This is a genomic window from Streptomyces pristinaespiralis, from assembly GCF_001278075.1.
Classification (GTDB): domain Bacteria; phylum Actinomycetota; class Actinomycetes; order Streptomycetales; family Streptomycetaceae; genus Streptomyces; species Streptomyces pristinaespiralis.
Map to the genome: position 1 here is coordinate 7,664,492 of NZ_CP011340.1, position 22,966 is coordinate 7,687,457.

The window sequence follows — 22,966 nt, forward strand, 5'->3', positions numbered from 1 at the left end:
GGCCCCGCCTGCCGTGCGCCGCGCGGGTCAGGCGCGGCCGGCCGGAGTACCGCGCGCGGTGATCAGGCGGTGCAGGCGGTCCGCCGCGGCCCGGCCGAAAGCCGGGCTGTTGATGTGCGTGTCGTACTCGACGACTTCGACGGCGCTGCCGGATAGACCGTCGCGCAGGGCGGCGAACAGCGCCTCGTCCAGGGCCGGGTCGTGGTACGGACCGCCCGGCGCGCCGAGCGTCGACAGGCCCCGCAGCGGTACGCACACCTCGGCGGGGCCGGTGGCCGCCCGTAGCTTGGCGGCGACGCGGCGGCCGAGCTCCGCACACTCCTCCGCCGTCGTGCGGACCACGGTGATCGACGGGTTGTGCACCTGTACATCGCGTCCGCGCAGATGGCCGGGGAGGGTGTCGGGGGGACCGAACTTCACCATGTCGAGGGCCCCCAGGCTCACCACCTGCGGTGTGCCCCGGCGCCCGGCGGCGCTCAGCCGGTCCGGTCCCGCCGTCAGGATCCCGCCGACCAGGTCGTCGGCGAGCTCGCTCAGCGTCAGGTCCAGAACGCCCGCGAACAGGCCCTGTCCGGCCAGTGACTCCAGCGTCCGGCCGCCGGCCCCGCTGACGTGGAACACCAGCACCTCGTAGCCCAGCCCGGTCAGCCGTTCGCGGGCCGCGTCGACGCCGGCGGTCGTCACGCCCGCCATGCTCGCCGCTATCAGCGGTCTGCCGCCCGCCGCGAGCTCGGCGGGGAGCAGCGCCCTCGGGTGTGCCGCGAAACCCTTCGCCATGCCGGCCGCCGCGTCCGCCGCGTTCGCCAGCACCGGGGCCAGGACGCTGTTGACGCCGGCGATGTCGACGATGCTGTACATCATGGTGATGTCGGCGGCCCCGACATAGGGCGACACATCACCGGCGGCCATCGAGGAGACCATCAACTTCGGTACGCCCAGCGGCAGTCCCCGCATCGCGCGGGTCGCTATGGACGTTCCGCCACTGCCGCCTACGGCGAGGACGGCGTGCAGCCGGCCCTCCTCGTACAGCCGCAGCACGCTCGCGGCGGCCCCGCGGGCCATGGCCGTCACGGCGGTGCCGCGGTCCGCCGCCGCCCGGAGCTCCGCCAGGTCGGCGCCGGCCGCGCGGGCCACCTCGGAGCGAGGCACGTCGGCCTCGATCCGCGGCTCGCCCACCACGCCGGCGTCGACGACCAGCACCTCGACGCCGGCGGCCAGCAGCCGCTCACGCAGCCAGCCGTACTCCACACCCTTGGTGTCCAGCGTGCCCACCAGTACAACTGTCGCCATGGGACGAACTGTTCGCGGAAATCCGGCGATCGACAAGAGTGCCTGACCGGTCGTCCGCGATCAGCCGGCGGGCGGTGCCGTGCTGTTGCGGACCACCAGGCTGGTCGCCAGGTCGATCCGGGACGCGGCCGGACGGCGGCCGCGGCCGAGGTCGAGCACCAGCCGTGCGGCGGCCTCCGCCATCTCCGTCAGCGGCTGCCGCACGGTGGTCAGCGGCGGACCCACCCAGCGGGCGAGCGGCAGATCGTCGAAGCCCACGACGCTCAGGTCCTCGGGGATCCGGACGCCGAGCTCCCGGGCGGCCTCGTAGAGACCGAGGGCCTGGAGGTCGTTGCCGGTGAAGACGGCGGTCGGCGGCTGTGGCAGCCGCAGCAGTTCCAGACCGGCGGCGTAACCGGCCTCGTGGTGGAAGTCGCCCTCCCGCACCAGCTCCGCGTCGACGGGCACGCCCGCGCTCTCGAGCGCGGAGCGGTAGCCGTCGATGCGGGCGCGGCTGCACATCATCCGGGACGGGCCGCCGATCACACCGATGCGGCGGTGACCGAGCTCGAGCAGATGGCGGGTGGCGGCGAGACCGCCCTGCCAGTTGGTCGCGCCGACCGAGGGCACGTCGTCACCCGGGTCGCCCGCCGGGTCCACCACCACGAACGGGATGTCGCGGCTGGTCAGCTGGGCGCGCTGGGCCGGGTCGAGGTCGGAGAGCACCAGGATCACCCCGGCGGGACGGCGGGCGAGCACCCCGTCCACCCAGGTCTGGCCGGGCATGAGCCGCCCGGCGCTCTCCGAGAGGACCAGGGACAGGCCCTCCTCGCGTGCCACGTTCTCCACGCCGCGGATGACCTCCATGGCCCAGGAGCTCTCCAGCTCGTGGAAGACGAGGTCGATCATCCGGGACTGCTGCGAGGCGCCGCGCCGCCGGCGGTAGCCGTGGCGGCGCAGCAGCTCCTCCACCCGGGTGCGGGTGGCTGCGGCGACATCGGCCCGCCCGTTGAGGACTTTCGAAACTGTCGGAGCTGACACGCCGGCCGCGCGGGCGATCTCGGCCAGTGTGGCACCGCCCTCGACCGTTTCGTCCGAGGACGGATCCTCCGGTCGGGACTGCACGTCTGCGGGTCTCATGCAGGGATCGTAGCCCGCCGCACGCTGTGCACAAGCTCCGCCCACTGATCGCGGAAAGCTTTCGCGGGACCTCTTGACGCGCCGGAAACGCACTCGTACGGTTCCGGCAACATTCGCCAAGCAATTCGAAACATTCGATGAGGGGCAGTTATGGGGTCGGGCTTTCTCCGCAGAGGTACGGGTACGGCCAGATGGACCGCGGCGCTCGCCGCGACGGCGATGGCCGCGGTCCTCGCCGGCTGCGGCTCCGGCAGCGGCACCGGCGCCGCCGAGGGCACCCTCACCGCCTACGTCTACGGCGACGACGCGGTGAAGGTGCAGCAGGCGGCCGTCGACGAGTTCAACAAGACGTCGGACGTGAAGGTCAAGCTCGTCTCGGTCCCCGGCGCCGAGTACGTCAACAAGCTCCGCACCGCCATGGGCTCGCCCAACGCCCCGGACGTCTTCTTCAACTGGGGCGGCGGCTCCATCAAGCCGTACGTGGACGCCGGCCAGCTCGTCGACCTCTCCCCGCACTTCCAGAAGGACGAGACCCTGCGGCGCGGGTTCCTGCCGTCCATCGTCGAAGCGGGCAGTCTCGACGGCAAGGTCTACGGCGTGCCCATGCGCGGCATGCAGCCGGTGATGCTCTTCTACAACAAGTCCCTGTTCGCCGAGAACAACCTCCAGCCGCCGAAGACCTGGGACGACCTGCAGAAGGCCATCAGCACCTTCAAGGCGAAGAAGATCACCCCGTTCGCGCTCGGCGGCACCGACGCCTGGACCCAGCTCATGTGGCTCGAGTACCTGCTCGACCGCATCGGCGGCCCCGAGGTCTTCAAGAAGATCCAGAACGGTGACTCCTCCGCCTGGGGCGACCCGGCGGTCCTCAAGGCCGCCCAGACGACCCGGCAGCTGATCGACGACGGAGCCTTCGGCAAGAACTTCAACTCGGTCTCCTACTCCAAGGGAGGCGCCCCCGCACTCTTCGCCCAGGGCAAGGCCGCGATGCACCTGATGGGCTCGTGGGAGTACTCGACCCAGCTGGGCAAGGCCCCCGACTTCGCCAAGAAGGACCTCGCCTGGACCGCGTTCCCGACCGTGGCCGGCGGCACCGGTGACCCGGGCAACGTGGTGGGCAACCCCACCAACTACTGGTCGGTCAACGCACGCACCAAGCACAAGGACGCCGCGATCGACTTCCTGAAGTCGATGGCGTCCAAGGAGTACTCGAAGGCCCTCGTCGACAACGGCGACATCCCCACCACGGCCAACGCCTCCCAGCTGCTCCAGACCTCGCCCAACCCCGGGTTCGCCGAGTTCCAGTACAAGATGGTCCAGCTGGCCCCGAGCTTCACGCTCTCCTGGGACCAGGCGCTGGAGGCGAGCAAGGCCACCCCGATGCTCACCGAGATCAACAAGCTGTTCGCGGGCAAGTCCACGCCCGAGCAGTTCGTCGAGGCCCTGAAGGCGCTCAAGTAACCATGACAGAAGTTTCCACACCGCTCGAGAAGCAGCGGAGCAGGGCGGCGGCCGCCACGAAGCGCGGCCGCCGCACTGCGGCGGGACAGGGCTTCGGCCGTCCCTCCGTCACCTGGGCGCTGCCCGGCATCATCTTCTTCGGGCTCTTCGCGATCGTGCCGATGGCACTGGCCGTCTATCTGTCCTTCTGCTCCTGGGACGGCCTCACCTCGCCGACACTCGTCGGCCTCGACAACTGGACGCGGCTGTTCAAGGACCCGGAGTTCCGCCAGGCCGGCTGGCTCAGCCTGCTGCTGACCGTCATCAGCTGGGCCTTCCAGACACCCATCGCGCTGATGCTGGGCGTATGGGCGGCCGGCCGGCAGCGCAACCGTGCCGTGCTCTCCGCGATCTTCTTCGTCCCCCTGCTGCTGTCCACCACGGCGATCGCGGTGCTCTTCCACTCGCTCCTCGACCCCAACTTCGGTGTGATCAAGGAGATCGGGCCCTGGTTCGGGATCGACCCCAACATCCTGGGCTCCTCCACCGGCGCCCTGCTCACCGTGGCCTTCGTCGGCGGCTGGCAGTTCATGCCGTTCCACACCCTGATCTACCAAGGCGGCACCCGGCAGATCCCGCAGGTGCTCTACCAGGCGGCCGCGATCGACGGGGCGGGACCGGTCCGGCAGTTCTTCTCGATCACCCTGCCGCAACTGCGCAACACCATCACCACCTCGTCGGTGCTGATGATCGTCGGCTCGCTGACGTACTTCGACACCGTGCTCATCATGACCAAGGGCGGACCCGGTACCGACACCACGATCGTGCCCTACCTGATGTACCGCACCGGTTTCCAGAGCTACGACCTCGGCTATGCCAGCGCCATCGCCACGGCGCTCGTCGTGGTGGCGACCGCCCTGTCCCTGCTGATGGTGAAGTTCAGCGGATTCGGGTCCATGCGCTCCACCAGGGAAGGGATGTGACCGGAGTGTCCGCACAGCTGAACACCGCAAGGCCCGTGCGGAGGACCCGCCGGCGCCGGCCGAAGGGCAACCCGCTCGTCGGTCTGGGAGCACTGGCCTGGCTCGTCATCGTGCTGGTGCCGCTCTACACCCTGCTCTCCTCCTCGCTGACCCGGCAGGAGCAGGCGCTCAGCGGCAACCCGCTGGCCTTCCCCACCGATCCCACGCTCGAGAATTACAACACCGTCCTCAGCAGCGGCTTCTTCACCCTGCTGTTCAACACCGCCGTCGTGGCCGTCGCCACGGTCGCCATCGTGCTCGCGCTCTCCGTCCCGCTCGCCTACGTGGCCGTGCGCACCAGGAGCCGGCTGTCGTCGATGGCCTTCCGGACCTTCCTGCTGGGCGTCGCCATCCCCGCCCAGGCCGTCGTCGTGCCGCTGTACCTGCTCATCGCCGAGATGGGCCTGTACGACTCGCTGGCAGCGGTGATCCTGCCGACGGCCGCGTTCTCGATGCCGGTCGCCGTGCTCGTGCTCACCTCCACCCTCCGTGACATCTCGGAGGAGCTGTACGAGGCGATGGGCCTGGACGGCGCCACACCGCTGCGCATGCTGTGGCAGCTCGCGGTGCCGATGTCGCGGGCGGGCATCAGCACCGTCGCGATCTTCTCCGCACTGCAGGCGTGGAACGGCTTCCTGTTCCCGCTGATCCTCACCCAGTCGGAGGAGCAGCGTGTGCTGACCCTGGGCCTGTTCAACTTCATGGGCCAGTTCGGGCTCAACGTCCCCGCCCTGCTCGCGGCCGTCGTGCTGTCCGTGATCCCCATCTTCACGGTCTATCTCTTCGCCAGGCGCGCCCTGGTCAACGGCCTGATGGGCGTCGGCGGCAAGTAGCCCGCCGCCGAGCCCGCACATTTGCCACCACCGAGAGGAATCCCTGCCCGATGGCAATTCCGCATGCCCCGGACGCGCCCGCCGCGGCCCCCGACGCCGAAGGCCCCTGGCGCGACCCCTCGCTCAGTGCCGCAGAACGGGTCGACGACCTCATGGGCAGAATGACCCTCGAAGAGAAGACGGCCCAGCTCTACGGCGTGTGGGTGGGCGCCGACGGCGACGGCGACGGTGTGGCGCCCCACCAGAACGACATGGTCGACGCGGTCGACTGGGACAGCCTCATCACCCGCGGCCTCGGCCAGCTCACCAGGCCCTTCGGCACCGCTCCCGTGGACCCGGCGACCGGCGCGGTGGCGCTGGCCCGCGCCCAGCGGGAGATCGCCGACGCCAACCGCTTCGGCATCCCGGCGCTCGCCCACGAGGAGTGCCTGGCCGGTTTCACCGCCTGGTCCGCCACCGCCTACCCCGTACCGCTCGCCTGGGGCGCCACCTTCGATCCCGGCCTGGTCGCCGACATGGCCCGCCGCATCGGCGCGGACATGCGCGCCGTCGGTGTGCACCAGGGGCTCGCCCCCGTCCTCGACGTCGTCCGCGACCTGCGGTGGGGCCGGGTGGAGGAGACGATCGGCGAGGACCCGTACCTCGTCGGCACCGTCGGCACCGCCTATGTGGAGGGCCTTGAGTCCACCGGGATCATCGCCACCCTCAAGCACTTCGCCGGCTACTCGGCGTCCGCCGGCGCCCGCAACCTCGCCCCGGTCCGCGCCGGCGGACGCGAGCTCGCGGACGTCATCCTCCCGCCGTTCGAGATGGCGCTGCGGGAAGGCGGAGCCCGCTCGGTGATGCACTCCTACGCCGAGATCGACGGAGTCCCCGCCGCGGCGGACACCCGGCTGCTGACCGAACTCCTGCGGGAGATCTGGGGCTTCGACGGCACGGTCGTCGCCGACTACTTCGGCATCGGCTTCCTCGAGACCCTGCACAAGGTCGCCGCCGGGCGCGGCGATGCCGCCAGGCTCGCCCTGACCGCCGGTGTCGACGTCGAACTGCCGACCGTCCGCTGCTACGGCGACGCGCTCGTCGAAGCGGTACGTGACGGCCTGGTCCCCGAGGCGCTCGTCGACCGCGCGCTGCGCAGGGTCCTGATCCAGAAGTGCGAACTGGGCCTGCTCGACCCCGACTGGTCCCCGCTGCCCCCGGTGCTCCGGGGATCGGACGGCGAGGCGGACAGCGTGCGCGGAACCGTCGACCTCGACGGACCCGCCAACCGGGAGACCGCCAGGCTCGTCGCCGAGCGGTCCTGCGTGCTGCTCGCCAACGACGGCGGCGTGCTGCCGCTCCGCGACACCGCGCGGATCGCGGTCGTCGGACCCCGGGCCGACGATCCGCTGGCCATGCTCGGCTGCTACTCCTTCCCCAGCCACGTCGGCGTCTCGCACCCCGGTGTCCCCCTCGGCGTGGACATCCCGACCGTGCTGGCCGCGCTGACCGAGGAGTTCCCCGGCGCCGCGGTCCGCCACGCCGCCGGCTGCGACGTCGACGGTCCCGACACCTCGGGCATCGCCCAAGCGGTGCGTCTCGCGCAGGACGCCGACGTGTGCGTGGCGGTGCTGGGCGACCGGGCCGGACTCTTCGGCCGCGGCACCTCCGGTGAAGGCTGCGACGCGGCGGACCTCTCGCTGCCCGGTGTCCAGGGGGAGCTGCTGGACGCCCTGGTGGCCACCGGCGTCCCCGTGGTGGCCGTGCTGGTGACGGGCCGTCCGTACGCGCTCGGCCGCTGGGCGGACCGGCTCGCGGCCGTGGTGCAGGCGTTCTTCCCCGGCGAGGAGGGCGGCCCCGCCCTGGCCGGGGTGCTGTCCGGGCGGGTCAACCCGTCCGGCCGGCTGCCGGTCGGTGTGCCGTACGGGCCGGGCGGCCAGCCCTGGACGTACCTCCAGCCGCCGCTCGGACTGGCGGGCGGGGTGAGCAACCTCGATCCCACCCCGCTCTTCCCCTTCGGGCACGGGCTCTCCTACACGACGTTCGCGTGGGAGCCCGGCCCGACCGCTCCCGCGGAGCTCCCCACCGACGGGTCCGCGGACATCGGTGTGGTCGTGCGCAACACCGGCGACCGCGACGGCGCCGAGGTCGTCCAGCTCTACCTGCACGACCCGGTCGCCCAGACCACCCGGCCGGACGTCCGGCTGATCGGCTACGCCAGGGTGGAGCTCGCGGCGGGCCGGGCGGCGGAGGTCCGCTTCCGTTTCCACGCCGACCTGGCGTCCTTCACGGGCGTCGGCGGGCGCCGGATCGTCGAACCGGGCGACCTCGAGCTGCGGTTCGCGACGTCCAGCGCGCCCGGCGACGTCCGGCACACCGTACGGCTGCGCCTGACCGGCCCGGAGCGGACGGTCGGCCACGACCGCACGCTGCACTGCGCCACCGTCGTCGAACCGGTCGCCGGCTGACCCCGGCGCACGGGACACGAAATCCCCGGGAGCGGATCGCTCCCGGGGATCTCGCGCTTCTCAGCGCAGCCGCATGCTCTCCGGCGGCCCCAGGTAGCTGGGCCGCAGACCGCCGGTGTCGACGACCAGCTTCTGCAGCACCACCGTCGGGTCGACCATCCAGAACCGGAGCACGTGCCGGCCCGCGCGGCCGATCCGGTGCTCGGTGCCGGTGAGGTTGACGTTGTCGGAGGTGGTGCGCGCCCACCGGCGGTTCATGGTGCCGTCGTCGGACCCGGTGGCCTGTGTGATGTTCACCGTCTGCGGCCGGTCGTCGTCGAAGGACACCGCGTACTTCAGCCCGTCGCTCGCCAGCACGTTGTTCCGCGGCGACAGATACGCCCACACGGTGACCCGGCCGGCGGTGAACAGGGTCAGTTCGTACTGGAGATGGGGACCGTCCCCCGGGGTGCGGCGGGCCGCCGTCACCGGGAACGGCTCCATGCCGCCGCCGGTGCGCCCGATGCCGGGTATGCGCTGCCAGGTCACCGAACTGCTGCCCACGGCCTTCGCGTAGTGCTCGGCCTCGATGGAGACGTAGCCGTTCGCCTCGATGAATCCCGACAGCCGCGCACGGGACACCCACGGATTGTCGATCACCGCTTCGACGCGCACCGTGCGGCCGTCCGGACCGTGGACCTCCACCGGCAGCCGGGTGATGCCCCCGGGCGCCCGGGACCAGTCGACGCGCAGGGTCACCCGCTGCTGTGTCACGACCCGGCCGCGCGGCCGGTCGGCGCTCAGCCACGAGGCACCGGTGCGGACCTCGTAGCCGAAGGAACCGCCGCCGCGGTTGAAGACCTCGATGTACTGGGCCGGCTGGCTCTGGTACGGGCTGAAGACGGGCAGCGTGGCCGGGGCCTTCTCGTTCGGCCACCATGCGGCGCTGCCGTCGACCGCCACGCCCATCTCCGGCCGCTCGGGCAGCTCGATGCGCTTGACGGCGGGGAAGATCTCGTCGGGCAGCGCGACGTGGTTGAGTTCGGGCTGCTGCCACGGCGCGTTGGGCCCGTAGCGTGCGACGTCGCCGTAGCCGATGTGCGGCTGGGTCTGGAAGCCGCGCCACTTGCCGCCCGCGACCTCGTTGTTGAACTTGTCCGAGAGCGCGAAGTCGTCGGCGAGCCGGGCTTCCGCCCGGGCCGCCAGCTCGTTGGTGAGGGCCCGCCCCTGCGCCGCGTAGTGGAGGTTGGTGAACTCCGCCTCGCGCAGCGCGTACACGTTGGCGGTGGCCTCGACCTCGTACCCGACGAGCTGGTACCAGGCGTCCTGGCCGGCGGCCGGTATCCGGCGGCCGATCTCCCGTGCATCCTGGGCCAGCTGCCGCCAGTCCTCCGTGACGCGTTCCAGTTCCCGGTAGTCGGTGAGGCTGAAGGGGGTGGCCTCGTCGTCGTGTACGACGGCGCTGTCGTCCGTGGCGAGGTCCTTCGCCGGGTCCAGGGTGATTCTGCGGTTGAGCAGTTCGGGCTTGCGCCGGGACTGGAGCCGGGCGTACCGGTCCAGTACGGCGGCGATCGCGGCGGCCTCGCGTTCGCCGAAGTTCTGCCGGGCGTAGCCCAGTTCCCACTCGGGGAGCCGGTCCAGCTCCCAGCGGCGAGGGTTCCACGCGTAGTCCATGAAGAACTGTGTGGGCAGTTCGTTGCCCTTCAGATCCCCGACGTTGGTGACCCACAGCCGGTCGTTGCCGTAGGCGAAGGACTGGCTGAGCTGGTCCCACATGTTCGGCAGCGTGGTGGTGTCGACCCACTTGTAGTTGCGGCCCACGCCCACATAGTCGAAGTGGTAGTAGAGGCCGTAGCCGCCGGCACGGGCGTCCGTGGAGAGCGAGGGCACCTTGCGGACGTTGCCCCAGTTGTCGTCGGTGAGCACGACGGTCACGTCGTCGGGGACCCGCAGCCCGCGGTCCCAGTAGCGCTGCACCTCCTTGTAGAGGGTCCACACCTGGGGCAGGGCCGCCGGGTCCTTGCCGGTGATCTCGGAGATGATCGCGCGCTGGGTGGCGATGATCTCGCTCATCAGGTCGATGGCGTCGCCGTCCGGCAGGCTCGTGTCACCGTTGCCGCGCATGCCGAGGGTGATGACGCCCTCGAAGTCCTCGTCCGTCATCCGGCGGACACCGTCCGCCCAGTACGCCTTGACGGCCTCCTTGTTGCGGCGGAAGGACCACTCACCGGTGCCGCCGTAGGGGTCGTGGCCGGGCGTCGTGATGTTGCCGTCCTGGTCGCGCACCGCGGGGACCGCGTGCCGGTTCCACTCCTCGATGCCGCGCATCATCGGCGCCTCGTGGGAGGTGCCCATGACAATGCCGTACGCCTTGGCCGTGGCATGGTTCAGCGGGTCGTCCTCCGCGAACGCCCGGCCCCAGACCGCCGGCCACAGGTAGTTGGCCTTGAGCCGGAGCATCACCTCGAAGACCTTGGCGTAGAAGGCCGCGTTGAATCCGCCCTCGAAGCCGGGGGCCTTGCCCGGGCCGAAGAAGGCCGGGGCCCAGGTGCCCAGCGCAGGGTTCTCGTCGTTGATGAAGATGCCCCGGTACTTCACCGCCGGGGTGCCCTGGGTGTGCCGGCCGCGCCGGACGTAGAGCGCGTCGCGGTGGCGCGGCACGACGTCGTCCCACCAGTACCAGGGGGAGACGCCGATGCCGCGGGAGACGTCGTACGCGCCGAAGATCGTGCCCCGCTGGTCGCTGCCCGCGATCACGAAGGCACGGTCGACGCCGGGCGCCGGGTGCTCGACGACCGTCTGCAGCGACGTCTCCCACGTGCCTTCGATCCCGCGCACATCGAGCTTGCCCGCCTTGATCAGCCCGTCGATCAGCGGACTGCGGCCGATGGTGCCGACGATCGCGACCTCGCGCTGTCGCGGGACGCCGTCCTGGAGCAGCACCGGTCGTACGCCGGTGACCCGTTCGATGTCGTCCCGCAGATCGCCCGCCACGCGGACGACGCCCTCGTGGTCTGCGGAACTCACCACGATGGGGACCGCTCTGCCCGCACGGACGAGGGGGAAGCAGCCCGGTTCCGGTGCGAAGGAGATGTACGAGCCCGGGTCCGTCGCCCGGCTCGTGCCGCCGCCCGGCGCGGCCCATGCCGCGCCGGGGGTCAGCAGGGCCGATCCGAGGGGAGTGGCCAGGGCGGTCAGTCCGAGGCCGAGCCCCAGTACCGTTCTGCGGCTGGCGCCGCCCGGAGAATGCCGTTCCATGGTGCCCTTTCCTTGACGAATGTCTTCGCGCACCGAGGCTCAGCGACGGCGGCCGGCGAGGGTCAGGTCCTGGCGGAGGGCGTCGAACGCCGGCTTCGCCGCGTAGTTCTCGTCGAGGACGTTGGCCGCGCCCTCGCCCTCGAAGGTGTCGGGCACCCACGAGTACTTGTCGGTGAAGCCCCAGACGGTGAAATCGGTGCACCGCCTGGTGACGAGGCAGGCGCCCAGCAGCACGCTGTAACCGCGCGCCTGTGCCTGGAGCTTGATGTTGTCGGCGGGCATCGGCATCCGGACGTCGGCCTCGGTGATCGCGCTCTCCATGCCGAGGTCGTCGAACCGCTTCAGGTTGGCCGCCACGTCACCGGGGAAGCCGTACTGGACGGCGAAGTGGCCCTGGAGGCCGACGCCGTGGACCGGCACGCCCTCCCGGCGCAGCTGCTTCACCAGCTCGTACAGGGCGGTGCTCTTCGCGTTGACGCCTTCGATGTTGTAGTCGTTGATGTAGAGCTTCGCGCCCGGGTCGGCCCGGTGGGCCCAGCGGAAGGCGTCGGCGATGTATCCGGGGCCCAGGTTGCGCAGCCAGATGCTGTCGCGCAGGGTCCCGTCGTCGTTGAACGCCTCGTTGACGACGTCCCACTGCCAGATCCTGCCCTTGAAGTGGCGTACCTCCTCGGTGACGTGGCGGCGCAGGATCTCCCTGAGCTCCTCCGGCGTGAAGGAGCCCTCGGTCACCCAGGCGGGGAGCTGGCTGTGCCAGACGAGCGTGTGGCCGCGCACCAGTTGCTTGTGGGAGCGGGCGAAGTCGACGAGTCCGTCCGCGGCGGCCCAGTCGTGCTTGCCGCGCTCGGGCTCGGTGAGCTGCCACTTCATCACGTTCTCCGCGGTGACCGAGGAGAACTCGCGGGCCACCGTCTCGCGGTAGGTGCTGTCGCCGGCGAGGGCGGTGGTGTCGACGGCCGTGCCGATCCGCAGCCCGGCCTTTCTGCCGAGCGCGCCGAGGGTGGCGGCGTCCGCGGCGTCCCGGGAGGGCGCCACGCTCTCCCCTCCGGCGCCGGCGGCACCGGCCGGGGCGGCCGCGGAGGCGGCGGGCAGCGTGAAGGTGGCGAGAAGTCCTGCCGTTGCGGCGCTGATCGCCAGGGCACGGGTCACCTTGAGCACGGATGTTCCCCTTCGGTGGGGCGGAGCCTTCCGGAAGGCCCAGGAGGACTCCGGTCTTCGAAACTTTCGAAAGTTGCTCCGCAATTTTCTGTGGAACCTAGGGCCTGGCAAATCGGTGGGTCAATCCCCCTGCACGGAAGTCGCACCGCCGGGTGTGTGAGCCCGGGCAAGATCAGCGGGAGATGCGATGCTCGGAAGCGACGCATCCGAACGCCGTCGGCGCAGGGAGGCCTGACTCCATGTCACAGAACAGGTCGCAGGAGAGCTCGCGGCAGCGGGCCCGGCGGACGCCGCCGGGCAGCGGCTGGGCCAATCCGCTGAGGGACCCGCTGGACAGGCGGCTGCCCCGTATCGCCGGCCCCTCCGGGCTGGTCATCTTCGGTGTCACCGGGGACCTGTCGCGCAGGAAGCTGATGCCGGCCGTGTACGACCTGGCCAACCGTGGACTGCTGCCACCGGGCTTCTCGCTCGTCGGCTTCGCCCGCCGGGAATGGCAGGACCAGGACTTCGCGGAGGTGGTCCACCAGGCCGTCAGGGACCATGCCCGCACGCCGTTCCGTGAGGAGGTGTGGCGGCAGCTCTCGGAGGGGATGCGGTTCGTCCAGGGCGACTTCGGCGACGACACCGCGTTCGAGCAGCTCAAGTCGACCGTCGAGGACCTCGACAGGGCCCAGGGCACCGGCGGCAACTTCGCCTTCTACCTCTCCGTGCCGCCGAAGTTCTTCCCCGAGGTCGTCCAGCAGCTGAAGGACCACGGCCTGTCCGACGCGCCCGAGGGCTCCTGGCGGCGCGCGGTCATCGAGAAGCCGTTCGGCCACGACCTGGCGAGCGCCTGCGACCTCAACGAGATCGTGCACGAGGTGTTCGCGCCCGACGAGGTCTTCCGCATCGACCACTACCTGGGCAAGGAGACCGTCCAGAACATCCTGGCGCTGCGGTTCGCCAACTCCCTGTTCGAGCCGATCTGGAACCGGTCGTACGTCGACCATGTGCAGATCACGATGGCCGAGGACATCGGCATCGGCGGCCGGGCCGGCTACTACGACGGCATCGGCGCCGCCCGTGACGTGATCCAGAACCACCTCCTCCAACTGCTGGCGCTGACCGCGATGGAGGAGCCCGCCTCCTTCGACGCCGCGTCCCTCGTCACCGAGAAGCTCAAGGTGTTCAAGGCCGTCAAGCTGCCGGCCGACCTGGCCCGCTCGACCGTGCGCGCGCAGTACACGGCGGGCTGGCAGGGCGGTGAGAAGGCCGTCGGCTACCTCCAGGAGGAGGGCATCGCTCCCGACTCCAGGACCGACACGTACGCCGCGATCAAGCTGGAGATCGACAACCGCAGGTGGGCCGGCGTTCCCTTCTACCTGCGCACGGGCAAGCGGATCGGCCGGCGCGTCACCGAGATCGCGGTCGTCTTCCAGCGCGCCCCGCACTCGCCGTTCGACTCCATGGCGACGGAGGAGCTCGGCCAGAACGCGCTGGTCATCCGCGTCCAGCCGGACGAGGGCGTGACCGTGCGGTTCGGCTCCAAGGTGCCGGGTACATCGATGGAGCTGCGCGACGTGACGATGGACTTCGCCTACGGGGAGTCCTTCACGGAGTCCAGCCCCGAGGCGTACGAACGCCTCATCCTCGACGTGCTGCTGGGGGACGCCAACCTCTTCCCGCGGACCGAGGAGGTGGAGGAGTCCTGGCGGATCCTCGACCCCGTCGAGGAGTTCTGGGACCGCAGCGGAAAGCCGGCGCAGTACCCGGCCGGCACCTGGGGGCCCGCCGAAGCGGACGACATGCTCGCACGAGACGGACGGAGCTGGCGAAGGCCATGAAGATCGACCTCACCGACACCACGGCCAGCAAGATCAACAAGGCGCTCGTCCGGGGCCGCCGCGCGATCGGCACCCCGGCCGTCGGCATGGTGCTCACCCTGGTCATCGTCACCGACGAGGAGAACGCCTACGACGCCATCAAGGCGGCGGGCGACGCCTCCCGCGAACACCCCTCCCGCACCCTCGTCGTCATCAAGCGCCACGCCCGCTCGCCGCGCGACCGCCACGACCCCCGCCTCGACGCCGAGGTGCGCCTCGGCAGCGACGCCGGCGCCGGCGAGACGGTGCTGCTGCGGCTGCACGGCGAACTGACCCACCGGGCCGACTCGGTGGTGCTGCCGCTGCTGCTGCCCGACGCCCCCGTCGTCGTCTGGTGGCCGGTGGACGCCCCGCCCGTCCCCGCCAAGGATCCGCTGGGGGCCCTCGCGCAGCGGCGCATCACCGACGCGTACGCGGTGGAGCGGCCGATCGAGGAACTCGACGCCCGCGCCTCGGGGTACGAGCCGGGCGACACCGACCTCGCCTGGACCAGGCTCACGCCGTGGCGCTCCATGCTGGCCGCCGCGCTGGACCAGGCCCGTGCCGAGATCGTCTCCGCGGTGGTCGAGAGCGAGGCCGACAATCCCAGCGCCGAACTGCTCGCCCGCTGGTTCGCCGACCGGCTGAAGGTGCCGGTCGAGCAGGTCGTCACCGAGGGGCCCGTCGTCACCGCGGTCCGGCTCCGCACCGCCGACGGCGAGATCCACATCGACCGGCCGGAAGGGCCCGTCGCCCGGCTCAGCATCCCCGGGCAGCCCTCCCGCGTCCTCGCCCTGAAAGTGCGCAGCACCGCGGAGCTCATCGCGGAGGAACTGCGCAGGCTCGACCCGGACGAGGCCTATGCCGCGGCGCTGCACGCACAAATCACCGCCCCTGCTCCCAAAACGGTTCCGGACACCGCCTGAACGCCACCGGACGCAACTCTCCGCAATTGCGCGGTGACTCGACGGCGGGGTGAGGTGGGGTGTTTCAGGGCGCCGCCCCGCCCTGGTGTGAAGGCTTTGTGAGGTGCCGTCAAAAAACCTCCGCCTTCAATGAATCTGCACACCGAATGCTCAGGCGGCACACCGTCTCCCAACTCCGGACCTCCGCCCCGCCGCCCGCCTGACCTGCGGCTATCGGTGTCTGTGTGGGAATGTCCAGTTCTCTGCGGGATGACCCGCCGATCGCCCGGCGCGCGAATTCGGTGATTCCGTGAAGGAGATGGCGTCGATTCATGTAGGGGCGTCCACGCGACGGTAATCGGGTGCCTTTCCCGCTGAGAATCCGCTTGCCGTGATTGGCTGCTCAACGGCCTTACGTGCTTTGATCCTTCGCACCGCGGGATTCGAAGAAGGGTTCCCGGATCCGGGAATCCCCCCACGCCCGCCAGGCGGCCGGTACCGCTCTTTTCGTGCCGGGCGCTGCAATATCGAAATATCCATCCGAAGGGAACTTCTCATGAGCTTCGTCCCCACCCAGGAGATCGCCGACTCCGAGCTGGACAACATCGCCGGCGGTCTCCACAGCGCCACGGTGAGCAACGCCACCGCCGCTCTTGACAGCATCGCCCCGGTCTCCGGCACCGTCGCCACCGTGACGGGCGTCGTCGAGGGTGCCACCGGCATCAACACCGCGGCCATCACCGGCCCGGTCACCGGTCTCGTCGCCGGCCTGTAAGACCCGCGGCTCGCCGGCACCCCTCTGCCGGCATTGCCGAGCCGTGTGCCCCGGAGCCGGCCAGGTTCCGGGGCACACGGCCGCGCGTGGTTCGGGCGCCATCGCCCCGCGCGCCGGCCCCTCCCGCACGGAGTGCGGTCGAGGCGGTATCCAGTTCCCCCGTAATCCGAGGCAGTTGAGGGAAGAGCATCGTGCAGTTCCGCCAACAGGCCCTTTCCAAACTGCAGTCACCGGAAGAGATAGACCTCCCGGTCCGTTTCGCCCGGCCGCAGGGGCTGCTCGTCCTCACCGTCACCGTCGTGGTCATGATCGCCGCGGGTGTGTGGGCGGTGACCGGAAAGGTGTCCTCCACAGTGGACGCACCGGGCATCCTCACCCACGCCCAGGGCAGTTACGTGCTGCAGAGCCCGGTCGCCGGCCAGGTCACGGAGGTCCTCGCCCAGGAGGGCGACAGGCTCCGCGCCGACGCGCCCCTGCTGAAGGTCAGCACCCCGCAGGGCGACACCGTCGTCCGCGCCATCGCCGCCGGCCGGCTGACCACACTCGTCACCTCGATCGGATCCGTGGTCACCCCCGGCGCGGACGTCGCGGCCGTCGAACGCGTCGAGAAACCGGACGACCCCCTGATGGCCGTGCTGTACCTGCCCGCGGAGAACGGCTCCAGCGTGCCCGTCGGCGCCAAGGTCGACCTCAGCGTCCAGTCCGTGGCCACACAGAAGTACGGCGTGCTGCGCGGCCGGGTCAAGACGGTCGGCAGGACCGCCCAGAGCAGCCAGCGGATCACCGCCTTCCTCGGCAGCAGCCAGCTGGGCGAGCACTTCTCCCGTTCCGGTCAGCCGGTCTCCGTGCTGGTCGAACTGGACACCGCCTCGGACACCGAGTCCGGGTACCGGTGGTCGTCGTCCGACGGGCCGCCGTACGCGCTCGAATCCATGACCCTGACCGGCGGCGCCGTCCACCTTGCCGAGCAGCGCCCGATCGATTGGCTGCTGCCGTGACCCGGACCGAGCACAACGCCCCCCAGCCCCAGCAGCAGTTGCCGCCGGCCGGCCGCGGCAGGCACCGGCCGGAGGCGGCGGCGCCGAGCGGACGCCGCGGGACCCGTCGCGCCGCGCCGCCGCCCCGCCGCAAGCAGCAGCGGCGCGGCAGCAGGCCCCGTTCCGTGCGCACCCCCACCGTGCTCCAGATGGAGGCCGTGGAGTGCGGGGCGGCCGCCCTCGCGATGGTCCTCTCCCACTACGGCCGCCATGTGCCGCTGGAGGAGCTCCGCATCGCCTGCGGCGTCTCCCGCGACGGCTCCCGGGCCAGCAACGTGCTGAAGGCGGCCCGCAGTTACGGCCTCACCGCCAAGGGCATGCAGATGGAGGCGACCGCGCTCGCCGAGGTGCAGCCGCCCGCCATCCTGTTCTGGGAGTTCAACCACTACGTCGTCTACGAGGGCACGGGACGCAGGTTCGGCCGCCGCGGGGTGCACATCAACGACCCCGACAAGGGACGCCGTTTCGTCCCCGCGGAGGACTTCGACACCAGCTTCACCGGCGTGGCCCTGGTCTTCGAGCCGGACCGCGGCTTCCGCAAGGGCGGCCGCAAGCCGGGCGTGCTGGCGGCGGTCCCCGCCAGGCTGCGCGGCACCGCGGGCACCCTGTTCGCCGCCTTCCTCGCGAGCCTCCTGCTCGTCGCGGTGGGCGCGGCCGTGCCGGCGCTCAGCCGCACGTACATCGACATGTTCCTGATCGGCGGGCAGACCTCGCTGCTCGGCACCCTGTTCGCCGCCATGGCGGCGACGGTGGCCCTGACCGCCGTGCTCACCGGACTCCAGCAGGCGAACCTGCTGCGCGGGCGCATCATCTCCTCCACCCTGAGCAGCGCCCGCTTCCTGCGCCATCTCCTGCGGCTTCCCGTCACGTTCTTCGCCCAGCGCAGTCCGGCCGACCTGGTGCAACGGCTCCAGTCCAACGACGCCGTGGCGGAGACCCTCGCGCGTGACCTCGCCGCGGCCGCCGTCGACGGCGTGGTGGTGATCCTCTACGCCGCGCTCCTGTGGAGCTACGACCCCCAGCTCACCGTCGTCGGCGTGCTGATCGCCCTGCTCAACGTCGTGGCGATGCGCATCGTCATCAGACTCCGCTCCACCCACACCCAGAAGCTGCGCGCCGACAGCGCCCGGCTCACCAACACCTCGTACACCGGCCTTCAGCTGATCGAGACGATGAAGGCGACCGGCGGGGAGAACGGCTTCTTCCGCAGGTGGGCCGGCCAGCACGCCACCACCCTGGACGTCCAGCAGCGCCTCGGCGTGCCGAGTGCGGTCCTGGCCGTCGTCGCCCCGACCCTCGCCACGCTCAACAGCGCCCTGATCCTGTGGATCGGCGGTCTGCGTGCTGTGGAAGGCCATATATCGATCGGTCTCCTTGTCGCCTTCCAGGCGCTGGTGGCCCGCTTCACCGCACCGATCACCCGGCTCAACGGCGTGGCCGGCCGCATCCAGGACTTCGCCGCGGACGTCGCGAGGCTCAAGGACGTCGAGAGCTTCCCCGTCGATCCCCTCTACTCCCGCGAGGAACCGGACCCGAGCAGCCGCCGGCTCAAGGGACATGTGACGCTCGAGAACATCACCTTCGGTTACAGCCCGCTGGACGCGCCGCTGCTGAGCGGCTTCTCGCTGACCGTCGGCCCGGGCCGGCAGGTCGCCCTCGTCGGCGGCTCAGGGAGCGGCAAGTCCACCGTCTCCCGGCTGATATCGGGCCTCTACAGCCCGTGGGAGGGCACCATCCGGATCGACGGCCGGCTGCTCGCGGACATTCCCCGCGGGGCGCTCGCCGCCTCCGTCTCCTTCGTCGACCAGGACATCTTCCTCTTCGAGGGCACCGTCCGCGACAACGTGACCCTGTGGGACCCCTCCATCTCCGACGAGGCCGTGGAGAACGCTCTCCGGGACGCCGCGGTGCTCGACGTGATCATGCGCCGTCCCGAGGGCATCCACAGCCGCGTCGAACAGGACGGCCGCAACTTCTCGGGCGGACAGCGCCAGCGCCTCGAGATCGCCCGCGCCCTGGTGCGCCGCCCCAGCATCCTGGTGCTCGACGAGGTCACCAGCGCCCTGGACGCGGAGACCGAACGCGTCATCATCGACAACCTCCGCCGCAGGGGCTGCGCGTGCGTGGTCATCGCCCACCGGCTGAGCACCGTGCGCGACAGCGACGAGATCGTGGTGCTGGACCACGGCACCGTCGTCGAACGGGGCCGCCACGAGGAACTGGTGGCCGCCCAGGGACCGTACGCCGAACTCGTCAAGGAGCACTGACGTGTCATCCGTACCCCCCACGACCACCGCGTTCCACCAGGCCCACGAGCAGTCCGACGCGGTGCTCCACGCGCTCGGCGGCCTCGGCGCGCCCGTCGACACCACCGGCCTGCGCAGCCTGCACCTGGAAGGGCCGCAGGTGATGTGGCTCGTCGTGGGCGGCGCCCTGGACCTTTTCGCCGTGGACGCGGCGGAGGAGGGCCACTGGCACTTCCTGGGCCGGCTCGAACCGGGCACGCTCCTCCTCGGCCCGGTCGAGGGCCCGCGGCACACCCTGACGGGCCGGCCCTCGCAGGACTGCCTGCTGCGCCGGATCCCGCTGCGGGAGCTGTACGTACCGGACCACGCGTACCCGCCCGCCTACCAGGACCCGTACGGGCGGACGGCGGCCACCCAGCTCGAGTACGCCTTCGGGCTCGGCGTCGGCCGCGGTCTGGGGGTGCTCTTCGAGGCGCCGCTCGAGGGCCGCCCGGCCGGAGAGGAGGCGATGGCCGACGACGACGTCCTGTGGATGCAGGTCGAGCCGGGCAGCGTGCAGTACGGGGCCTCCTACAGCGCGGAGGCGGCGGGCGACCTGCTCGTCGAGGGCGCGATGTGGCAGAGCATGGTGAACCAGCAGTACCGGCTGCTCTCCGCGGTCGACGGCTGGATCGAGGAGCTGGAACGGGCCCACGAGGACCGGACGGCCGCCGGCATGAAGGCCGGTGCCGATGTGCGCGCCCGGGCCGACGAGGCGCTCCTCGCCTCCATCGGCGGGCCGGACCGCGCCGGACGCGGCGCCGGCGGCGCGGACGGCGACGACACCCTGCTGGCGGTGTGCCGGCACGTCGCGGCCGCCGCCGGGACGACGCTCACCGAACCCCCGAGGAGCGGCGCGGCGGACGACCGCGTCGATCCCGTCGAACGCATCGCCGTCGCGTCCCGCGTCCGTACCCGGCCCGTCCGTCTCCAGGGCCGCTGGTGGCGCACCGACGCCGGCCCGCTGGTGGGCCGTCGTGCCGCCTCCGGCGCCCCCGTCGCACTGATCTGGCGCCGTGGACGCTACGAGGCGGTCAACCCGCTCACCGGCTCCCGCACCCGCGTCGGCAGCGACAACGCCGACGAGTTCGACGAACGCGCCGTCATGTTCTACCGGCCGCTGCCCGAGCGGCCCGCCACCCTCTGGCGGCTGGCCCGCTTCAGCCTCCGCGGCACCCGCAAGGACCTGCGGAACCTGGCCGTCGCGGGACTCGTCACCGTCGCGCTCGGCGCACTCGTGCCGATCGCGACCGGACAGATCCTCGGTGTGTACGTGCCGAAGGCGGAGAGCGGCCTGATCGTGCAGGTCTCGCTCGCCCTGATGGTCACGAGCATCGTCTCCGCCGCCTTCATGCTGCTGCAGAACCTCACCGTCCTGCGGATGGAGGGCCGGATCGAGAGCACCCTCCAACCCGCCGTCTGGGACCGGCTCCTGCGGCTGCCGACCAAGTTCTTCGCCGAGCGGTCGACCGGAGAGCTGGCGAGCGCCGCCATGGGGATCAGCTCGATGCGCCGCGTTCTTTCGGGCATCGGCCCCGTGGCCCTGCAGTCCACCACGGTGGGTGCGATGAACGTCGTACTGCTCCTCTGGTTCAGCGTTCCGCTGGCGCTCGCGGCCATCGGCATGCTGCTCGTCATCGGCGCGGTGTTCCTCGGCATGGGGCTGTGGCAGGTCCGCTGGCAGCGCAGGCTGGTGGAACTCTCCAACAAGCTCAACAACCAGGCGTTCCAGACCCTGCGGGGTCTGCCCAAGCTGCGGGTCGCCGCGGCGGAGAGCTTCGCGTACGCGGCCTGGGCGCGGCAGTTCGCCCGCTCCCGTGAACTCCAGCAGCGGGTGGGCCGGATCAGGAACCTGACCACGGTACTGGACGCGGTCTATCTGCCGCTCTGCTCGCTCATCATGTTCATGCTGCTGGCGGGGCCGGCCCGCGGCTCCATGTCGGCGGCCGAGTTCCTCACCTTCAGCACCGCCGTCACCATGCTGCTGACCTCCGTCACCCAGGTCACCGGCGTGCTGGTGTCGGCCGCCGCCGCCCTGCCCATGTTCGAGCAGGTGCGCCCCATCCTCGACGAGGCCACCGAAGTACGCGGAGCGAGCGCGCAGCCCGGCACCCTCTCCGGTGCGATCGAGGCAAGGAAGCTCACCTTCCGGTACGCCGACGACGGCCCCCCGGTCCTCGACGACGTGTCGCTCCAGGTCCGGCAGGGCGAGTTCGTGGCGATCGTCGGCCCGAGCGGATGCGGCAAGTCGACCCTGCTGCGGCTGCTCATCGGCTTCGACCGGCCCGCCTCGGGCACGGTCCTCTACGACGGCCAGGACCTGGCCGCGCTGGACCCCGCCGCCGTGCGCCGGCAGTGCGGTGTGGTGCTCCAGAACGCCCAGCCGCTCACCGGCTCGATCCTCGACTGCATCTGCGGCGCGGAGACCTTCTCGCAGGACGAGGTCTGGGAGGCCGCGGAGATGGCGGGGCTGGCGGAGGACATCAAGCGGATGCCGATGGGCCTGCACACACTGATCTCGTCCGGCGGCGCCATATCCGGCGGCCAGCGGCAACGGCTGATGATCGCCCAGGCCCTGGTGCGGCGGCCGCGCATCCTCTTCTTCGACGAGGCCACCAGCGCGCTCGACAACGAGACGCAGCGCGTCGTCATCGAGAGCACCCGCCGGCTGGACGCCACCAGGATCGTCATCGCCCACCGGCTGTCCACCGTGATGGACGCGGACCGGGTGATCGTGATGGAGGAGGGCCGGGTCGTCGAGGAGGGCCGGCCCGCCGACCTGCTCGCCGACGCGGGCGGCCGGCTCCACGGACTGGTACGGCGGCAACTGGCGTGAGCGGGGGCGGGCGGGCCCGCGGCCCGGTGGGCTACCGCCGGCGGTGCGTGCCGCCGCCCGTGACGAGGGCGTCGCCGACGAGCCTGACCCCGCGGGCCAGCCGGCCGAGCTGCTCGAGCTCGACCGCGTACAGCCGGATCGTGTTCTCGATGACGGTCTCCGCCACGCCCAGCGGCGGCAGTTCGCACCGGGAGGTCTGCAGGGCGGCCCGTACCGCCCGCATCTCGTGCTGTATCTGGAGCTGTGCGTGCCGGGCGAGCAATACGGGATGCCGGTTGAGCGTGGAGTAGCCGGCGTAACGGGCCGGCAGCAGATCGCGCAGCCAACGGGCGGCGGTCCGCTCCCAGTCGTGGCTGCCGGGGGCCTTCACCTGGCAGGGCCAGTCCGGATCGACCGGGGAGAGGGTTCGGGACATTCGTCGTCGCTCCGGGTGGTGCCGATGAACTCTGATCGAGAGATGTGCGGCGGTCCCGGCCCAGGGGTTGACCGGGACCGCCGAGGGCGTCCGCGGCGGAATGCGGAGCCCGGATTGAACACCGGAGGGCGGCGCGAGGAGGGAGCGCCGTACCCCGGGTGTTCGGTTGGGGAGGGCTCGGGTGCGGCCCTCATGGCAACGGAGGACACCGGCGCCAGGAGCAGTAAATATATATACCGTCGAGTACGCAAGGGTATGAAAAATTTCATGCACCGCTGGGCATGAAAAATACCGGTAAGAGACCGGTTCGAGCACCGAAAGCCAGG

The 22,966-nt window shown here is 71.1% G+C and carries 15 protein-coding genes; 10 read left to right on the forward strand and 5 right to left on the reverse strand.

The annotated features are described in order from the left end of the window. Positions 1-27: 27 nt before the first annotated feature. Together SPRI_RS32980 and SPRI_RS32985 are read right to left on the reverse strand one after the other, a co-directional pair. A complete protein-coding gene (locus SPRI_RS32980) occupies positions 28-1,290 on the reverse strand; it encodes a Tm-1-like ATP-binding domain-containing protein (RefSeq protein WP_053557604.1) in 1,263 nt (420 codons plus the stop codon). A gap of 60 nt (positions 1,291-1,350) precedes the next feature. Further along, positions 1,351-2,409, reverse strand: coding sequence for a LacI family DNA-binding transcriptional regulator (locus SPRI_RS32985; protein WP_053557605.1), 1,059 nt, complete (start codon positions 2,407-2,409; stop codon positions 1,351-1,353). Between the two features lie 219 nt (positions 2,410-2,628). On the opposite strand from SPRI_RS32985, the gene SPRI_RS32990 reads away from it, so the two are divergent. From SPRI_RS32990 to SPRI_RS33005, 4 genes are read left to right on the forward strand one after another with little or no spacing between them, the layout of a single operon-like run. Beyond that, the gene (locus SPRI_RS32990; RefSeq protein ID WP_234020565.1) at positions 2,629-3,870 is read left to right on the forward strand and encodes an ABC transporter substrate-binding protein; all 1,242 of its coding nucleotides are present in this window, start codon (positions 2,629-2,631) and stop codon (positions 3,868-3,870) included. A 2-nt stretch (positions 3,871-3,872) separates the two neighbouring features. Continuing rightward, positions 3,873-4,832: a carbohydrate ABC transporter permease gene (locus SPRI_RS32995; RefSeq protein ID WP_005320904.1), complete on the forward strand. Its 960-nt coding sequence runs from the start codon at positions 3,873-3,875 to the stop codon at positions 4,830-4,832. A 5-nt stretch (positions 4,833-4,837) separates the two neighbouring features. Then, positions 4,838-5,704 (forward strand): carbohydrate ABC transporter permease, encoded by an 867-nt coding sequence (locus SPRI_RS33000; RefSeq protein WP_005320905.1) that lies wholly within the window; start codon positions 4,838-4,840, stop codon positions 5,702-5,704. Positions 5,705-5,754: 50 nt separating this feature from the next. After that, positions 5,755-8,151: a beta-xylosidase/alpha-l-arabinosidase gene (locus tag SPRI_RS33005; protein WP_005320907.1), complete on the forward strand. Its 2,397-nt coding sequence runs from the start codon at positions 5,755-5,757 to the stop codon at positions 8,149-8,151. A gap of 60 nt (positions 8,152-8,211) precedes the next feature. Here SPRI_RS33005 and SPRI_RS33010 read toward each other — a convergent pair whose 3' ends face one another. Both SPRI_RS33010 and SPRI_RS33015 read right to left on the reverse strand, forming a co-directional pair. After that, positions 8,212-11,388, reverse strand: a complete 3,177-nt coding sequence (locus SPRI_RS33010; protein ID WP_005320908.1) for a glycosyl hydrolase 115 family protein — start codon at positions 11,386-11,388, stop codon at positions 8,212-8,214. A gap of 39 nt (positions 11,389-11,427) precedes the next feature. Beyond that, positions 11,428-12,546, reverse strand: coding sequence for an endo-1,4-beta-xylanase (locus SPRI_RS33015; RefSeq protein WP_005320911.1), 1,119 nt, complete (start codon positions 12,544-12,546; stop codon positions 11,428-11,430). A gap of 239 nt (positions 12,547-12,785) precedes the next feature. Here SPRI_RS33015 and zwf point away from each other — a divergent pair, with 239 nt between their 5' ends. From zwf to SPRI_RS33045, 6 genes are all read left to right on the forward strand, one after another. Then, complete coding sequence (zwf, locus tag SPRI_RS33020) at positions 12,786-14,369, forward strand: glucose-6-phosphate dehydrogenase (RefSeq protein ID WP_005320913.1); 1,584 nt, start codon at positions 12,786-12,788, stop codon at positions 14,367-14,369. Beyond that, positions 14,366-15,313: a glucose-6-phosphate dehydrogenase assembly protein OpcA gene (gene opcA / locus SPRI_RS33025; protein WP_005320914.1), complete on the forward strand. Its 948-nt coding sequence runs from the start codon at positions 14,366-14,368 to the stop codon at positions 15,311-15,313. The genes zwf and opcA overlap by 4 nt, the downstream gene beginning before the upstream one ends. 535 nt (positions 15,314-15,848) lie before the next feature. Next, complete coding sequence (locus SPRI_RS33030; RefSeq protein ID WP_037775423.1) at positions 15,849-16,067, forward strand: hypothetical protein; 219 nt, start codon at positions 15,849-15,851, stop codon at positions 16,065-16,067. Positions 16,068-16,258: 191 nt separating this feature from the next. Beyond that, positions 16,259-17,065 (forward strand): HlyD family efflux transporter periplasmic adaptor subunit, encoded by an 807-nt coding sequence (locus SPRI_RS33035; RefSeq protein WP_005320916.1) that lies wholly within the window; start codon positions 16,259-16,261, stop codon positions 17,063-17,065. Then, positions 17,062-19,371: an NHLP family bacteriocin export ABC transporter peptidase/permease/ATPase subunit gene (locus SPRI_RS33040; RefSeq protein WP_005320917.1), complete on the forward strand. Its 2,310-nt coding sequence runs from the start codon at positions 17,062-17,064 to the stop codon at positions 19,369-19,371. The genes SPRI_RS33035 and SPRI_RS33040 overlap by 4 nt, the downstream gene beginning before the upstream one ends. 1 nt (position 19,372) lies before the next feature. Next, a complete protein-coding gene (locus SPRI_RS33045; protein ID WP_053557606.1) occupies positions 19,373-22,225 on the forward strand; it encodes an NHLP bacteriocin export ABC transporter permease/ATPase subunit in 2,853 nt (950 codons plus the stop codon). Between the two features lie 31 nt (positions 22,226-22,256). On the opposite strand, the gene SPRI_RS33050 is transcribed toward SPRI_RS33045, so the two are convergent. Further along, on the reverse strand, positions 22,257-22,640 hold the full coding sequence (locus tag SPRI_RS33050; protein ID WP_005320921.1) for a hypothetical protein: 384 nt from the start codon (positions 22,638-22,640) through the stop codon (positions 22,257-22,259). Positions 22,641-22,966 lie beyond the last annotated feature (326 nt).

Bases quoted from the DNA above. Each gene is read 5' to 3' on its own strand.
- SPRI_RS32985 (WP_053557605.1), bottom strand. From the start codon at position 2,409: ATGAGACCCGCAGACGTGCAGTCCCGACCGGAGGATCCGTCCTCGGAC.
- SPRI_RS33005 (WP_005320907.1), top strand. From the start codon at position 5,755: ATGGCAATTCCGCATGCCCCGGACGCGCCCGCCGCGGCCCCCGACGCC.
- opcA (WP_005320914.1), top strand. From the start codon at position 14,366: ATGAAGATCGACCTCACCGACACCACGGCCAGCAAGATCAACAAGGCG.
- zwf (WP_005320913.1), top strand. From the start codon at position 12,786: ATGTCACAGAACAGGTCGCAGGAGAGCTCGCGGCAGCGGGCCCGGCGG.
- SPRI_RS32995 (WP_005320904.1), top strand. From the start codon at position 3,873: ATGACAGAAGTTTCCACACCGCTCGAGAAGCAGCGGAGCAGGGCGGCG.
- SPRI_RS32990 (WP_234020565.1), top strand. From the start codon at position 2,629: ATGGCCGCGGTCCTCGCCGGCTGCGGCTCCGGCAGCGGCACCGGCGCC.
- SPRI_RS32980 (WP_053557604.1), bottom strand. From the start codon at position 1,290: ATGGCGACAGTTGTACTGGTGGGCACGCTGGACACCAAGGGTGTGGAG.
- SPRI_RS33010 (WP_005320908.1), bottom strand. From the start codon at position 11,388: ATGGAACGGCATTCTCCGGGCGGCGCCAGCCGCAGAACGGTACTGGGG.
- SPRI_RS33050 (WP_005320921.1), bottom strand. From the start codon at position 22,640: ATGTCCCGAACCCTCTCCCCGGTCGATCCGGACTGGCCCTGCCAGGTG.
- SPRI_RS33030 (WP_037775423.1), top strand. From the start codon at position 15,849: ATGAGCTTCGTCCCCACCCAGGAGATCGCCGACTCCGAGCTGGACAAC.